Here is a 15,089-nt window from a genome sequence, read left to right on the forward strand (position 1 = left end):
GATCGGGCTGGATCGCGAGGTCCGGTGCGGTTCGCCGTGCCTGGGGTGTAGCGAACGACACCCGACTAGGCTCCGTCGGTATGAGCGACGCGGGAGTGGATGCGGCGGCGGGCCAGGCCACCGCGGTGGACGGGGAGGCCGTCGCGGTGGGCGGGCAGGAGCAGGTGGCCGAGGGTGTCGTGGACCTGCTCGGCGCGCTCGCGTACGGCGAGCTGTCGGCGTTCGACCGGCTGGCCGAGGACGCCCGGACCGCGCCCACGCTGGCCGGGCGGGCCGCGTTGTCGCAGATGGCGGCGGCCGAGATCGGGCACTACGCGCTGCTGGACCGGTACCTGGCCGAGCGCGGCCACTCGCTGGAGGAGGCCATGCGGCCCTTCGCCGCGGGCTTCGACGCCTTCCACGCCTCCACCGCGCCGCGCTCGTGGCTCGAGTCGCTGGTGAAGGCGTACGTCGGGGACGCGCTGGCGGCCGACTTCTACCGCGAGGTCGCGGAGTGGCTGGACGAGCCGACCAGGGAGCTGGTGCTCGCGGTGCTGGCCGACACGGGCCACTCGGCGTTCGCCGAGCGCGAAGTTCGGGCCGCCTGCGACCAGGACCCGAAGCTGCGCGACCGGCTCACGCTGTGGGGCCGCCGGCTGCTCGGCGAGGCGTTGACGCAGGCCCAGTACGTGGTGGCCGAGCGGGACGGGCTCGCGGAGCTGATCGTGCGCGGCTCGGGCGACCTCGCGGGCATCGCGGCGCTGTTCCGGCGGCTCCAGCAGAGCCACACGCGCCGCATGACGGCGCTCGGGCTCGGCTAGGGTTGGTGGTCGAACGCCATCAACGCCGCACGGAGGTCAGCGTGGAGGTCAGGGTCGGGATCGCGGACAGCCCGCGAGAGCTCGTGGTGTCCAGCGGGCTCACCCCCGAAGAGGTCGAGGCGCAGGTCGCGGACGCGCTGAAGGCCGGCACCGGGCAGCTCGTGCTGGTCGACCAGAAGGGCGCCCGCTACGTGGTGCCCGCGGCGCGCATCGCGTACGTGGAGATCGGTCCGAGCGACGCCCGCCGGGTCGGTTTCATCTCCGGCGACTGAGCGACTGGGCGATTGAGCGACCCGGCGGCCGGGCGTCCCGTGACCGGACGTCCGGCCGTCGGACGTCCCGGGTCGCCGTCGTGAGACTTCGGGTCCGGGTGACGGACACGCGGAAGGGGCACCCGATCGGGTGCCCCTTCCGCGTTCCCGGCCCGGCTCAGCCGACCGCGAACGGCGGGGTGGAGATCCCCGCGACGCGGTACCGCCGCCACGGGTCCGGGTCGGTGAGCGACCCGGTCGCCGACCCGCCGGGGGTGCGCAGCAGCGCGGTCCGCGCACCGCCCTCCACCAGCTCGGTGACCCGGTCGTTCGCGCCGACCCGGCCGTACCAGTGGTAGCGGCCGTCGATGGGCTGGAAGTAGCCGCGCAGCTCGACGCTCACCGGCACCTCCCGCCCGTCGAACACCAGCGTGGCCTCGCCGGTGTAGCCGTCCTCGTCGTGCTCTTCGGACATCACGCCTCCTCGACGTCGACGACCCGCAGGTGGGGGCCTTCGTGCAGGTCTTCGGGTGAGCCGGCGGCGGGTGTCGCGGGCGGCGCCGCGGCGGTCAGCGGGGCGTCCGGGTCGAGCACCACGCCCGCCGAGCGGAGCAGGCCGTCGATGGCGTGCCAGATGATCGTGGTGAGGTAGTCGCTCAGGCTCGCCCGCGTCATGGACTGCCGGTCGAGCCACCAGTCGCCCGCGTTCTGCACCATGCCGACCAGCGCGTGCGCCCACGGCTCGGCCCCGCCGGAGTCCATGCCGAACGCGCGCAGGTAGTCGCCCAGCAGCCGGGCCAGGGCCGCCGCGATGAGCTGCTTGTCCTCGGTCACCACGTCCTGCTCGACCGGGCGGTCGGTGAACGACTTGCGCACCACGAACCGGTACAGGTTGGGGTGCTCCTCGATCACCGACAGGTACGCGTCCACGATGCGCTTGATCCGCGCCCGGATCGGGCCGTCGTGCTCGATCGCGGGCCCCATGCGGTCCATCAGCATCTCGGTGCCGCGCCGGCCGACGGCCAGGTACAGGTCCGACTTGTCGGCGAAGTGCCGGTAGAGCACCGGCTTGCTGACGCCCGCCTCGGCGGCGATCTCGTCCATGCCGACGTCGGGTCCGTGCTGGGCGACGGCGCGGATCGTGGCCTCCACGAACTCGGCGCGCCGCGCCTCGCGGTGACCCTTCCACCGCTCGCGGCGCGCGTCCGTGCCGCCCTTGACAGTTCGAGCCATGTGACGCACGCTACCAGAAGTAACCGTTACCTCAAGTAACACGTAAATCCCGGGAGGGACCGATGTCGAGGACCTTGAAGGTCGCGGATCGCGAGAAGACGGCCGAGCGCCTGCTCAACTCCTCGGCCGACAAGTTCTACGACCCGGAAGTCGACATCGACTGGTCGGCGCCCCTGGTCGACGGCCTGCGGTACACCCCGGAGCACCGGTGCTCGCTGTACGGCACCGCGCTGTGGGAGCGGATGACCCCGGAGCAGCGCATCGACCTGTCCCGGCACGAGGTGGCCAGCGTGGCCAGCGTCGGCCTGTGGTTCGAGATCCTGCTGATGCAGATGCTGCTCAAGGAGGTCTACCGCTCCGACCCGACGACGAAGCACGCGCAGTACGCGCTGACCGAGGTCGCCGACGAGTGCCGGCACTCGACCATGTTCGCCCGCATGGTGGAGCGGATCGGCTGCCCGCCCTACGGGCCGCGCCGGTACACCTACCAGCTCGGCAAGCTGCTGCCGGTGATCGGCTACGGGCCCGCGCTGTACGGGTCGATCCTGGTCGCGGAGGAGATCCTGGACCGGTTGCAGCGCGAGACCATGGCCGACGAGACGGTGCAGCCGCTGGTGCGCATGGTCAACCGGATCCACGTGCTCGAAGAGGCCCGGCACGTGCGGTTCGCGCGCGAGGAGGTCGTGCGCGGCATGGAGGAGCTGACCCGCAAGGAGCTGCCGTACCAGCGGTGGCTGATCGCGACCACGTCCATGTTCATCACGCGGTCGCTGATCAACCCCGAGGTGTACGCGGCGGTCGGGCTGAACCGGGACGAGGCGCACAAGGCGGCGCTGACCAACCCGCACTGGCGGGAGACGATCCGCTGGTCGGGCGAGCGGATCATGAAGTTCCTGGACGAGGTGGGGCTGGTCGGCGCGCCCGGGACGCGGGCGTGGCGCCGGTCGTTCCTGCTCGGGTGAGCGGGGCCGGGGTGGGCGAGCGGACTTCCGCGCCGTGGGAGGCCGGGCGTCGGTTCGTGACGTCCGACGGGACGGCGCTGCACGTGGTCGACACCGGGCCGCGGGACGCGGAGCTGACGACCGTGCTGCTGCACGGCTGGACGTTGGACCACACGTCGTGGGACGTGGTGGCGGCGGAGGTGCCGGGCCGGGTGCTGCGGTACGACCACCGGGGGCACGGCGGCTCCGCGCCCGCGCCGGTCGGCACGGCGACCATCGCCCGGTGCGCGGACGACCTGGCCGAGGTGATCGCGGACCGGGTGCCGGTGGGGCGGATCGTGCTGGTCGGGCACTCCATGGGCGGCATGACGATCATGGCGTTGGCCGAGCAGCACCCCTCGCTGTTCGAGCGGGTCGCCGGGGTGGTGCTGGTCGCGACCTCGGCGGGTGAGCTGGCCGGGTCCACGCTGGGGCTGCCCGGTGTGGTCGGGCGGGCGTTCCTGGCGGGGGAGAAGGCGCTCAACCGGCGGATCGCGCGCTCGCGGCGGGCGGAGCTGCTGCGGCGGACGGAGGTCGCCCGGCCGGGGCTGCGGTGGTTGCTGTTCGGCAGGCGGCCGTCGTGGCGGCACGTCGCGGCGACCGCGGCGATGGTCGGGCGGTGCCACCCGGTGAGCATGGTCGGGTTCCGGGGGTCGCTGGACGAGCACGACCGGCGGAAGGCGCTGGTCGGGTTGGCCGGGGTGCCGGTGGTGGTGCTGGCCGGGGCGGAGGACCGGTTGACGCCGTTGCGGCACGCGCGGGTGCTGGCGGACGAGGTGCCGCACGCGGAGTTGGTGATCTACCCGGGGGCCGGGCACATGCTGCCGTTGGAGCGGGGGCGGGAGGTGGCCGGGCACGTGGTGGCGGTGGCACGGGTGAGCGAGGGGGAAGAGCAAAAGCGTCCTCGCCGGACGGGCAGATCAGCAGGATGACGGGGTTTGGTGGTTAAGCCCCCTGTACCAGCGGGGTCGGGTTTCGTGTCATCCCGCCGACCTCCACGAGGGCTACCGCACGCGTCAAGGGGGCGGTTCCAGCGCCAGGTGCGGTTGGGCGGGAGGTGCCCCCTTGACACGCGCGGTAGGGCTGCGCCAGGTCGGCGGGATGACACGAAGCCCTTCGTTGGGAAAGGCGTCGTTGGCGTGGCGTGGTGGGGCGGGGGAAGGCGGCGCGCGGTCGTGTGGCCGGGCGCGTAGTGGCTGGTGAGGGCCGTTGTCGGGGGCGGCCCTCACCAGCGCGGGTGGATGCCTGAGGGTGGTGCGGGGTCAGTGCTGGAGGGGGAAGCCGCCGCCGATTCCGCGCCAGGCGAGGTTGGAGATCAGGGCGACCGCGTCCTCCTTGGCGAGCTTGCGGTCGTCGGCCAGCCAGGCGCGGGCGGTGACCTGGGACAGGCCCACCAGGCCGACGGCCAGCAGGCGGGCCCGGTGCTCGTCCAGGCCGGCGTCGGCGGTGATCGTGTCGGTGATGGCTTCCACGCTGTCCGTCGTGGCGCGCTCCACGGCGCGGGCCACGGCGGGCTCGCCGCGCAGGTCCGACTCGAAGACCATCCGGAACGCCTGGCCCTCGCCGTCCACGAAGTCGTAGAACGCGGCGACGGCGGCCTTCACGCGCTGCTTGTTGTCGGTCGTGGACGCCAGCGCGCCGCGCACGCGGTTCACCAGCTCGTCCACGTGGGACTCCAGCAGCGCCATGTACAGCTCGAGCTTGCCGGGGAAGTGCTGGTAGAGGACCGGCTTGCTGACCCCCGCCCGCTCGGCGATCTCGTCCATCGCGGCGGCGTGGTAGCCGTTGGTCACGAACACGTCCTGCGCCGCGGCCAGCAACTGGGCACGTCGAGCGGTCCGCGGGAGCCGTACACCCCGCCCCGCCGCGCCGCCGTGGTGCCCGACCGCAGTCTGGGCCGTCTCCGTCATGGTGCCTCCAGCCAACCAATCACATAGCGGAACCGGAGAAGGGGTTGCCCCTCCGGCTCGTCGGCAACCTTACTCGCTGGTAGCAGCGTTCCGGGAAAGCTTCTCGTTTCGTAGGACTCCCGGGAGGCATCCTGGGGTGGTGACCGAGACGCTGGAGGCCCGCAAGACCACCATCACGCACGTGCCCCTGTCCACCACGCCACTACCTCCGCTGGACACAACGATCCAGCCGTGGCCTGGTGACTACGTCGAGGTCGGGGGGCACCGGGTGCACGTCCGCCGCACCCCGGGACCGGCCGGGTCCAAGGCGGTCTACGTGCACGGCCTGGGCGGTTCGTCGACGAACTGGACCGACCTGGCCGCCCAGTTGCGCGAGCACGTCGAGGGGCACGCGCTCGACCTGCCGGGGTTCGGCCGGTCCGAGCCGATCGACGGCTACGACTTCCGGATGGCCACCCACGCCCGGGTGGTCATCGAGTACGTCGAGTCGCTCGGGGGCGACCCGGTGCACCTGTTCGGCAACTCGATGGGCGGCGCGATCACGCTGATGGCCGCCTCCCTGCGGCCCGACCTGGTGCGCACCCTGACCCTGGTGTCGCCGGCGGTGCCGGACCTCCGGCTCAGCCTGCGCCGGGTGTCGGACCGGCGGCTGCCGCTCGCGTTCCTGCCGGTCGTGGGCGCGCGGGTGCGGGAGCGGTTGGCGGCGGTCACGCCGCGCGAGCGGACCGACCAGATGCTGCGGCTCTGCTTCGCCGACCCCGACTCGGTGCCGCCGAACCGGATCGAGGAGAGCGAGTCCGAGTACACCGAGCGGTCCGCGCAGGCGTGGGCGGGCAACGCGCTCAGCCGCAGCACGATCGAGCTGATCCGCACGTGGCTGGTGCCCCGGTCGAGGTCGATGTGGCTGCTGCCGCCGAGGATCACCGCGCCGACGCTGGTCGTGTGGGGCACGGAGGACAAGCTGGTCAGCGTGCGGAAGGCGCCGCGGGTGGCGCGGCTCATCCCGCGCGGCCGGCTGCTGGTGCTGCCGCGCACCGGGCACGTGGCGCAGATGGAACGGCCGGTGTCGGTGGCGCGCGCCGTGGTGGGCATGTGGGAGGCGGTCGAACGTGACCTGTGGTGACACCCGTCCGTGGTGACCGGTTCAGCCGGTCGGTGGTGCACAGGTCACCTGGAATCCGCTCCCGGGGTGCGGTTGTGGCACCCTGGTTGCCGTGAACCGGACGTCGCAGGGCGAGCGTGAACCGGCGTCGCCCGCTGATGACCGGCCGTCGCTGTCCGAAGACCGCTACCGCCGCGGCACGCGCCGCACCGGCGCCGAGCCGCTGGCCGCGTCCTGGGAACCGGGCGGCCGGAGGCGCCGCAAGCGCCGCACGGGCGTGAAGGGGCTGATCGCGAACTACGGGTGGCGCATCTACGCCGTGCCCGTGCTGCTCGTGCTCACCGCCCTGGTGGTGCTGGACACCGCCGCGCCCCCGAGCGGCGGCGGTGCGACGAACGCGTCGGCGGACACGGGCGCGGGCTCGTCGGCGACCACCGAGACCTCCTCCGGGCCGCCCGAGGCGACCGAGAAGCCGCCGGTCGACATCGACCTCAAGAACTTCCCCACCGCCCAGTTGCCGGACGGGCCGAAGTTCTCCGAGCAGGGCGCGGGCACGTGGGCCGTGGTGCCGGGCTCCACCCAGCCGGCCGGCACCGGCGGGAAGCTCTACAAGTACGCGATCGCCATCGAGGACGGCGTCGAGCCGGGCGACTACAACGGCGACCGCGAGGCGTTCGCCCGGACGGTCGACGGGATCCTGGCCGACCCGCGCAGCTGGATCGGCACCGGCCAGGTCTCCATGCAGCGGGTCGAGGGCGAACCGGTCGACTTCACGGTGAGCTTGACCACCACCAGCACCACGCACGCCATGTGCGGGTTCCAGATCCAGTTCGAGTCGTCGTGCTGGCACAGCGCCTCGAAGCGGGTCGTCATCAACACCGCGCGGTGGGTGCGCGGCGGCAAGGTCTACGGCAGCGACCTGAGCGCGTACCGCACCTACGCGATCAACCACGAGGTCGGCCACGTGCTGAAGAACCCGCACGAGGGCTGCAAGGAGAACGGCAAGGCCGCGCCGGTGATGATGCAGCAGTCGTTCGGCGTGGCCAACGACTACGTCGCGCAGCTCAACGCGGTCGACTCCAGCAACCGCTACGCGGTGGAGGCCAACGGCCTGGTGTGCACGCCCAACCCGTTCCCGGTCGCGCCCCAGTAGGGGCGTCCCGCGCCTTGGGACGACTTCCCATCGGGGAAGACGTGGGGGCAGGCTGGTGTTGTCCGTCGGTAGAGGACATGTTTCGTCGAGGAGGACTCAGATGGCGCTTCCGCCGCTCGTGGAGCCCGCAGCGGAGCTGACCAAGGAAGAAGTAGCGCGCTACAGCCGCCACCTGATCATCCCGGACGTCGGGGTCGACGGGCAGAAGCGGCTGAAGAACGCGAAGGTCCTGGTCGTCGGCGCGGGCGGCCTGGGCAGCCCGGCCCTGCTCTACCTGGCGGCGGCGGGGGTCGGCACGCTCGGCGTGATCGACTTCGACGTCGTCGACGAGTCGAACCTCCAGCGCCAGGTCATCCACGGCCAGTCCGACATCGGCCGGCCGAAGGCCGAGTCGGCGCGCGACTCGGTGGCCGAGATCAACCCGTTCGTCAAGGTGGTGCTCCACCAGACCCACCTCAACTCGGAGAACGCGCTCGACATCTTCCGCGACTACGACCTGATCCTGGACGGCACGGACAACTTCGCCACCCGGTACCTGGTCAACGACGCGGCCGTGCTGCTGGGCAAGCCCTACGTGTGGGGCTCGATCTTCCGGTTCGAGGGTCAGGTCAGCGTCTTCTGGGAGGACGCGCCGAACGGCCAGGGCCTGAACTACCGCGACCTCTACCCCGAGCCGCCGCCGCCCGGCATGGTGCCGTCGTGCGCGGAGGGTGGCGTGCTGGGCGTGCTGTGCGCGTCGATCGGCTCGATCATGGTGACCGAGGCGATCAAGCTGCTGACCGGCATCGGCGACCCGCTGCTGGGCCGGCTGATGGTGTACGACGCCCTGGAGATGTCGTACCGCACCATCAAGATCCGCAAGGACCCGGACAGCCCGAAGATCACCGAGCTGATCGACTACGAGGCGTTCTGCGGCGTGGTCTCCGACGACGCCCAGCAGGCCGCCGCCGGCAACACCATCACCCCGCTGGAGCTGAAGCAGAAGCAGGACAGCGGCGAGGACTTCCTGCTGGTGGACGTCCGCGAGCCGCACGAGTACGAGATCGTCCGGATCCCGGGCTCGGTCCTGATCCCGAAGGACCGCATCCTCTCCGGCGAGGCGTTCGCCGAACTTCCCCAGGACAAGCAGGTCGTCCTGCACTGCAAGTCGGGCGCCCGCTCGGCCGAGGCCCTGGCCGTCCTCCACCAGGCCGGCTTCAAGGACGCCGTGCACGTGGGCGGCGGCGTCCTCGCCTGGGCCCGCGAAGTCGACCCGAGCCTCCCCACCTACTGACCGGACAACAGCGACAACCGGACCCAACGACGCCGGGCCGCCCAGAGCGGCCCGGCGTCGCTCGTTCACGCACACCACACACCACCTGCTCACGCTTCCCACAACGAGGGCTTCGTGTCATCCCGCCGACCTGGCGCAGCCCTACCGCGCGTGTCAAGGGGGCACCTCCGGCCCTACCGCACCTTGCGCTGGAACCGCCCCCTTGACACGTGCGGTAGCCCTCGTGGAGGTCGGCGGGATGACACGAAACCCGACCCACGCTGGTACAGGGGCTTGACCACCAAACCCCGTCATCCTGCTGATCTGCCCGTCCGGCGAGGACGCTTTTAATCTTTTCCCCACCCCGACCCCCACCCCCGCCGCGACCCCCCACCCCAACCCCACTCGAACCGACCCTCCACCCCGCCCCACCCCCAGACCGCACTATTGCGGTTACGCCGAATGCGTGGACACCACGCGTTCGGCCCTTCACGTCCACCAACAGAGCCCTCCCTGCGGGTAGCGTGCCGGCCGTGACCACTCCGGAGCCGCCACCGTCGCACGTGCGTGCCGCCTTCGGCGCGCGCGACGCCGAGCCGGAGCTGATCGACGGCGGCCCGGTGTGGCGGTGCGGCGACGTCGCCATCCGACCGGCCGGCAACCCGGCCGAAGCCACCTGGGTGGCCAAGACCCTGGACGCCCTGGACGTCGACAACCTGCGCGTCGCCCGCCCCCTGCGCTCCACCGACGGCCGGTACGTCGTCGGCGGCTGGGCGGCGACCAAGTACCTGTCCGGCCGGGCCGAGCCGCGTCACGACGAGGTGGTCGACGTGGCCGTCAAGCTGCACCGCGCGACCGCCGACCTGCCCAAGCCCCGCTTCCTGGACTCCCGCGCGGACCTGTTCGCCACCGCCGACCGCTGCGCCTGGGACGAGGAGGAGGCCGACCTGGACCCGGACCTGGGCGGCCGGCTGTTCGACCGGTGCGCGGCCTACCGCAAGCCGGTCGCGCTCAAGCCCCAGGTCGTGCACGGCGACCTGTTCGGCACCGTCCTGTTCGCCGGCGACGCCGCCCCGGCGGTCATCGACTTCGTCGCCTACTGGCGGCCCGCGCCCTACGGCGCGGCGATCGTCGTGGTGGACGCGCTGTCGTGGGGTGGCGCGGATCACGGCCTGGCGCGGCGGTGGGCTCACCTGGACGAGTGGCCGCAAATCCTCCTGCGCGCGACCCTGTTCCGGCTCGCCGTCCACGCGCTGCACCCGCGTTCGAGCGCACGATCTCTGGCGGGCCTGGAGCGAACGGCCGAGCTGGTCCTCGAACTGCTGTGACCTCACCCGTCACGCGCCGTGGCTGAGCAGGCAAGTTCGCGCGGATGAAACAATCCACGATCTGCCGTTAACAGCCGCTTCCTACCGTCGGCCAGGTGACCGCCTCCGGCAGCCTCGACACCTCCAGCACCTCCCGCGCGAACTCGACCGCAACCGGCAAGACCGGCGCCGTCGACACGCACTGCCCCTACTGCGCCCTGCAGTGCGCGATGTCGATCACCGACGGCAGGGTGTCGCCGCGGGAGTTCCCGACCAACCGGGGCGGCCTGTGCCAGAAGGGCTGGACCTCCGCCGAGCTGCTGACCTCGCCCGCCCGCCTGACCACCCCGCTGGTCCGCCGCGACGGCGAACTCGTCGAAGCCACCTGGGACGAGGCGCTCGACCTGGTCGCCGCCAGGCTGCGCGCACTGCGCGAGGCCCACGGCCCCGACTCGGTCGCCGTGTTCGGCGGCGGCGGGCTGACCAACGAGAAGTCGTACCTGCTGGGCAAGTTCGCCCGCGTCGCGCTGGGCACGTCGCAGATCGACTACAACGGCCGGTTCTGCATGTCGAGCGCCGCCGCGGCCGGCACGAAGGCGTTCGGCCTGGACCGCGGCCTGCCGTTCCCGGTCACCGACCTCGACCACGCGGACGCGATCCTGCTCGTCGGCGGCAACCCGGCGGAGACCATGCCGCCGTTCCTGCAGCACCTGCGCGACGCCGAGCTGATCGTCGTGGACCCCCGCCGCACGCCCACCGCCGAGCTGGCCACGCTGCACCTGCGCCCGGCCCCCGGCACGGACCTCGCGCTGGCGCTGGGCCTGCTGCACACCGCCGTCGCCGACGGCCACCTCGACCAGGCGTACCTGGACGACCGCACCACCGGCTTCGCCGACGCGTGGCGCATCGCCGCGACGTGGTGGCCGGAACGGGTGGAGCGCGTCACCGGCGTGCCCGTCGCCGACCAGCGCGCCGCGGTGCGGATCCTCGCCGAGGCCGCCAACGCCTACGTCCTCACCGGCCGCGGCACCGAGCAGCACGCCAGCGGCGCGGACACGGTGTCGGCGTGGATCAACCTGGCCCTGGCCCTCGGCCTGCCCGGCCGGCGCGGCTCCGGCTACGGCTGCCTCACCGGCCAGGGCAACGGCCAGGGCGGCCGGGAGCACGGCCAGAAGGCCGACCAGCTCCCCGGCTACCGCAAGATCGACGACCCGGCGGCCCGCGCGCACGTGATGGACGTCTGGGGCGTGGACGACCTGCCCGGTCCCGGCCGGTCCGCCTACGAACTCCTCGACGCCCTCGGCCAACCGGGCGGCCCGAAGGCGCTGCTGGTGTTCGGCAGCAACGTGATCGTCTCCGCGCCGCGCTCGCAGCACGTCGCCGACCGGCTCGCCGCCCTGGACCTGCTGGTCGTGGCGGACCTGGTGCTGTCCGAGACCGCCGCCGTCGCGGACGTCGTGCTGCCGATCACCCAGTGGGCCGAGGAGAGCGGCACGATGACCAACCTGGAGGGCCGGGTCCTGCTGCGGCAGGTGGCCGTCGCCCCGCCCGAGGGGGTGCGCAGCGACCTGGACGTGCTGCGCGGCCTGGCGACCCGCCTCGGCCAGCCGGCCGAGCGGTTCCCGACCGACCCGGAAACGGTGTTCGAGGAACTGCGGCGGGCCTCCGCGGGCGGCACGGCCGACTACTCGGGCGTGACCTACGAGCGGCTGCGCGCCGGCGAGGCGCTGCACTGGCCGGTCGTCCGGGAGAGCACCCCGCGCCCGTTCCTCGACCGCTTCGCCCACCCCGACGGCCGGGCCAGGTTCGTGCCGGTCGAGCACCGCGGGCCCGTCGAGCGGCCGGACGCCGACTACCCGCTCCAGGCCACCACCGGCCGGGTGCTCCAGCACTACCAGTCCGGGGCGCAGACCCGGTTGGTGGGCGAGCTGAACCGGGCCGAGCCGGAGGCGTACGTGGAGGTCCACCCGGACACCGCGACGCGCGCCGGCCTGCGCCACGGCGACCTGGCGGCCGTGGTCTCGCGGCGCGGCCGGACCGTGGCGCGGGTGCGCTGCGTGCCGTCCCTGCGGATCGACGTGGTGTTCCTGCCCTTCCACTACGCGGGGGAGGGCCGGGCGAACCTGCTGACCAACCCGGCGCTCGACCCGACCAGCCGGATGCCCGAGTTCAAGGTGTGCGCGGTCCGATTGGAGTCGGTATGAGGAACGTTGTCGTCGTGGGCTACGGCATGGCCGGCGCCCGACTGGCCGACGAGCTGCGCCGCCGCGACCCGAAGGCGGAACGCGTCTCGGTGACGGTGCTGGGCGACGAGGCGCACCCGGCGTACAACCGGGTGCTGCTGTCCAGCGTGGTGGCGGGGTCGCTCACGCCCGAGGCCGTGCGGCTGCACGACCCCGACTGGGCCGCCGAGCACCACGTGGACCTGCGGCTCGGCGGCGCCGTCACCAAGGTCGACCGGACCCGCCGGGTCGTGCACGTGGACGACACCGAGGTGCCCTACGACGCGCTCGTGCTGGCCACGGGCGCGCGGTCGTGGGTGCCGCCGACACCGGGCCTGGTGGACGGCAACGGCGCGCTCGCGCCCGGCGCGGTGGCGTTCCGCTCGCTGGACGACTGCGCCCGGATCGTGGCGCGGGCCACCCCCGGCACGCCGGTCGCCGTGCTCGGCGGGGGACTGCTCGGCCTGGAGGCCGCCCGGGGCCTGGCCGGCCGGGGCTGCCTGGTCACCGTGGTGCACCCGGTCGGGCACCTGATGGAGCGCCAGCTCGACCCCGGCGCGGGCCGCGTGCTGGCCACCACGCTGCGGGGCCTGGGCATCGAGTTCCGGCTCGGCGTGCTCGCCACGCGGTACGTGCCCGGCGAGGGGCTGGAGCTGGACGACGGCACGCACGTGCCCGCGGACCTGGTCGTCGTCTCGGCGGGCGTGCGCCCGGAGATCGGGCTGGCCGAGCAGGCGGGCATCGAGGTCGACCGCGGCATCCTGGTGGACGACGCGCTGCGCACCAGCGACCCGAGGGTGCACGCCATCGGCGACTGCGCCCAGCACGTCGGCACGGTGTCCGGCCTGGTGCAGCCCGCGTGGGAGCAGGCCGCGGTGCTCGCCGACCGGCTCACCGGCGTCGCCCCGGCCGCGCGGTACACCGGCACCACGGTCGTGACCCGGCTCAAGGCCCGGGACGTCGACCTGGCCGCGCTGGGCGACGTGCACGTCGACGTCGACTCGCCCGACGACGAGGTGCTGTGCTTCCAGGACCCGGCCCGCGGCCGGTACGCGAAGCTCGTGCTGCGCGACGACCGGGTGACCGGCGCGATCGTGCTCGGCGCGCCCGACGCGGCCGCCGCCATCACCCAGCTGTTCGACCGCGGCCTGCCCGCGCCGACCGACCGGCTCGCGCTGCTGCTCGGCCGCGCGCTGCCCGCCGAGAACGAGGCGAGCCCGGCCGACCTGCCCGCGTCCGCGGTGGTGTGCCGGTGCAACACGGTCAGCAAGGGCCAGCTGGTCAGCGCCTGGCGCGCGGGCGCGACCACCGTCTCCGCGATCGCGGAGGTCACGCGTGCGAGCACGGGCTGCGGCGGCTGCAAGGACGCCGTGTGCGGCATCGTCGACTGGCTCGCCGCCTCACAGCCCCAGTCCGCTTGATGTGCGCGGGAGTTGCCGCCGACGACACCTGTCCGAACGTCGGGGTAACGGGCCGTTCCTACGGTTCGCGCAACGGGAAAACGGTGACCGGGAGGGTCCGATGAGCACGGTGGTGGAGACCCAGGGCGTTGCGCCGCAGGCGAAGCGCGGAGGTCGGTGGATCGAGCACTGGGAGCCCGAGGACCCGTCGTTCTGGGAGACGACCGGCCGGCGGGTCGCCCGCAAGAACCTGATCTTCTCGATCCTCGCGGAGAACCTCGGCTTCACGGTGTGGAGCCTGATGAGCATCGTGGTCGTCAGCCTCGGCCAGGTGGGCTTCAGCTTCAGCGTCGGCCAGACGTTCTGGCTGCTGATCGTGCCGAACCTGGTCGGCTCGGTGCTGCGCATCCCCTACACGTTCGCGGTGCCGCGGTTCGGCGGCCGGGCGTGGACCACGATCAGCGCGGCCCTGCTGCTGATCCCGTGCACGATGCTGGTCGTCGCCGTCACCAACCCCGGCACGCCGTACTGGTTCTTCCTCCTCACGTCGGCCGCGATGGGCTTCGGCGGCGGCAACTTCTCGTCCTCCATGGCCAACATCTCGTTCTTCTACCCGGAGGGCAAGAAGGGCCTGGCGCTCGGCCTGAACGCGGCGGGCGGCAACCTCGGCGTGGCCATGGTGCAGCTCGTCGTGCCGATCATCATCTCCCTCGGCACGGGGATCAACCTGGCCTACGCGGCGCTGTTCTGGATGCCGTTCATCGTGGTCGCCGCGGCCTGCGCCTGGTTCCTGATGGACAGCCTCGCCCAGGCCAAGCCCGACGGCACGTCCTACCGCAAGGCGATGTCGAACAAGCACACGTGGGTGATGTCGTTCCTGTACATCGGCACGTTCGGCTCGTTCATCGGGTTCTCGTTCGCGTTCCCGTCGCTGATCAAGCTCAGCTTCGTGGAGTACAAGAGCTTCGTCGGCCTGGCGTTCATCGGCGCGCTCATCGGCTCGGTGAGCAGGCCGTTCGGCGGGTGGCTCTCGGACCGGTTCGGCGGCGCGCGGATCACCACCGTGACGTTCTTCGGCCTGGCGGCCGGCACGGTCGGCCTGCTGCTCAGCATCGAGGTCCGCAGCTTCGCGCTGTTCTTCGGCTCGTTCATCGCGCTGTTCGTGCTGGCCGGCGTGGGCAACGGCTCGACCTACCGGATGATCCCGGCCATCTTCGCCACGCAGGCCGACGACGTCCGGGCGGCCAAGCGGCAGGCCGCCGCGGTGGTCGGCATCGCGGGCGCGGTCGGGGCGTTCGGCGGGGTGCTCGTCAACCTCGTGTTCAAGTTCTCCCTCGAAGGGAGCAAGACGCTGGCGCCGGCGCTCACCGCGTTCCTGGTGTTCTACGGCCTGTGCGTCGCCACCACGTGGTGGTTCTACCTGCGGCGTCGGGTCTTCGCCCGGGTGCCCAGCCTCGCCTACGCCGGCGTGTGACCCAC

Annotated in this window: 14 protein-coding genes; 11 read left to right on the top strand and 3 right to left on the bottom strand. The window is 72.5% G+C overall.

From position 1 onward, the window contains the following. The first annotated feature begins 80 nt into the window (after nt 1-80). Both ACWEFJ_RS13290 and ACWEFJ_RS13295 read left to right on the top strand, forming a co-directional pair. Nucleotides 81-800, top strand: coding sequence for a ferritin-like fold-containing protein (locus tag ACWEFJ_RS13290; RefSeq protein WP_378098363.1), 720 nt, complete (start codon nt 81-83; stop codon nt 798-800). A gap of 41 nt (nt 801-841) precedes the next feature. Continuing rightward, complete coding sequence (locus ACWEFJ_RS13295) at nt 842-1,072, top strand: DUF3107 domain-containing protein (RefSeq protein ID WP_378098366.1); 231 nt, start codon at nt 842-844, stop codon at nt 1,070-1,072. A gap of 157 nt (nt 1,073-1,229) precedes the next feature. Here the strand turns inward: ACWEFJ_RS13295 and ACWEFJ_RS13300 are convergent, their stop codons facing one another. Next, nucleotides 1,230-1,526, bottom strand: a complete 297-nt coding sequence (locus tag ACWEFJ_RS13300) for a DUF4873 domain-containing protein (protein ID WP_449713888.1) — start codon at nt 1,524-1,526, stop codon at nt 1,230-1,232. Then, nucleotides 1,526-2,284: a TetR/AcrR family transcriptional regulator gene (locus tag ACWEFJ_RS13305; protein WP_378098348.1), complete on the bottom strand. Its 759-nt coding sequence runs from the start codon at nt 2,282-2,284 to the stop codon at nt 1,526-1,528. Before ACWEFJ_RS13305 ends, ACWEFJ_RS13300 begins: the two co-directional genes overlap by 1 nt. A gap of 62 nt (nt 2,285-2,346) precedes the next feature. On the opposite strand from ACWEFJ_RS13305, the gene ACWEFJ_RS13310 reads away from it, so the two are divergent. Together ACWEFJ_RS13310 and ACWEFJ_RS13315 are read left to right on the top strand one after the other, a co-directional pair. Further along, a complete protein-coding gene (locus ACWEFJ_RS13310; RefSeq protein ID WP_449713889.1) occupies nt 2,347-3,246 on the top strand; it encodes an AurF N-oxygenase family protein in 900 nt (299 codons plus the stop codon). Beyond that, nucleotides 3,243-4,196 carry an alpha/beta fold hydrolase gene (locus ACWEFJ_RS13315; RefSeq protein WP_378098354.1) on the top strand — a complete coding sequence of 318 codons (954 nt, stop codon included), beginning with the start codon at nt 3,243-3,245 and terminating at the stop codon, nt 4,194-4,196. The genes ACWEFJ_RS13310 and ACWEFJ_RS13315 overlap by 4 nt, the downstream gene beginning before the upstream one ends. A gap of 330 nt (nt 4,197-4,526) precedes the next feature. Here ACWEFJ_RS13315 and ACWEFJ_RS13320 read toward each other — a convergent pair whose 3' ends face one another. Beyond that, entirely contained in the window at nt 4,527-5,174 is a 648-nt protein-coding gene (locus ACWEFJ_RS13320; protein ID WP_053716225.1) for a TetR/AcrR family transcriptional regulator, read from the bottom strand. A 139-nt stretch (nt 5,175-5,313) separates the two neighbouring features. Between ACWEFJ_RS13320 and ACWEFJ_RS13325 the strand changes: the two genes are divergently transcribed. The 7 genes from ACWEFJ_RS13325 (at nt 5,314) to ACWEFJ_RS13355 (ending at nt 15,084) form a co-directional block, all read left to right on the top strand. Next, a complete protein-coding gene (locus ACWEFJ_RS13325; RefSeq protein ID WP_378098179.1) occupies nt 5,314-6,297 on the top strand; it encodes an alpha/beta fold hydrolase in 984 nt (327 codons plus the stop codon). A 91-nt stretch (nt 6,298-6,388) separates the two neighbouring features. Beyond that, nucleotides 6,389-7,429 (top strand): DUF3152 domain-containing protein, encoded by a 1,041-nt coding sequence (locus ACWEFJ_RS13330; protein ID WP_378098176.1) that lies wholly within the window; start codon nt 6,389-6,391, stop codon nt 7,427-7,429. A gap of 100 nt (nt 7,430-7,529) precedes the next feature. Beyond that, nucleotides 7,530-8,702 carry an adenylyltransferase/sulfurtransferase MoeZ gene (gene moeZ, locus ACWEFJ_RS13335; RefSeq protein WP_378098173.1) on the top strand — a complete coding sequence of 391 codons (1,173 nt, stop codon included), beginning with the start codon at nt 7,530-7,532 and terminating at the stop codon, nt 8,700-8,702. A 512-nt stretch (nt 8,703-9,214) separates the two neighbouring features. After that, nucleotides 9,215-10,009 (top strand): TIGR02569 family protein, encoded by a 795-nt coding sequence (locus ACWEFJ_RS13340; RefSeq protein WP_378084470.1) that lies wholly within the window; start codon nt 9,215-9,217, stop codon nt 10,007-10,009. A gap of 209 nt (nt 10,010-10,218) precedes the next feature. After that, nucleotides 10,219-12,192, top strand: a complete 1,974-nt coding sequence (locus ACWEFJ_RS13345) for a molybdopterin oxidoreductase family protein (RefSeq protein ID WP_449713926.1) — start codon at nt 10,219-10,221, stop codon at nt 12,190-12,192. Next, nucleotides 12,189-13,631 (top strand): FAD-dependent oxidoreductase, encoded by a 1,443-nt coding sequence (locus ACWEFJ_RS13350; protein ID WP_449713890.1) that lies wholly within the window; start codon nt 12,189-12,191, stop codon nt 13,629-13,631. Before ACWEFJ_RS13345 ends, ACWEFJ_RS13350 begins: the two co-directional genes overlap by 4 nt. A gap of 100 nt (nt 13,632-13,731) precedes the next feature. Continuing rightward, the gene (locus ACWEFJ_RS13355; protein ID WP_449713891.1) at nt 13,732-15,084 is read left to right on the top strand and encodes an MFS transporter; all 1,353 of its coding nucleotides are present in this window, start codon (nt 13,732-13,734) and stop codon (nt 15,082-15,084) included. The last annotated feature ends 5 nt before the right edge of the window (nt 15,085-15,089 follow it).

Source organism: Actinosynnema sp. NPDC004786 (assembly GCF_053601135.1).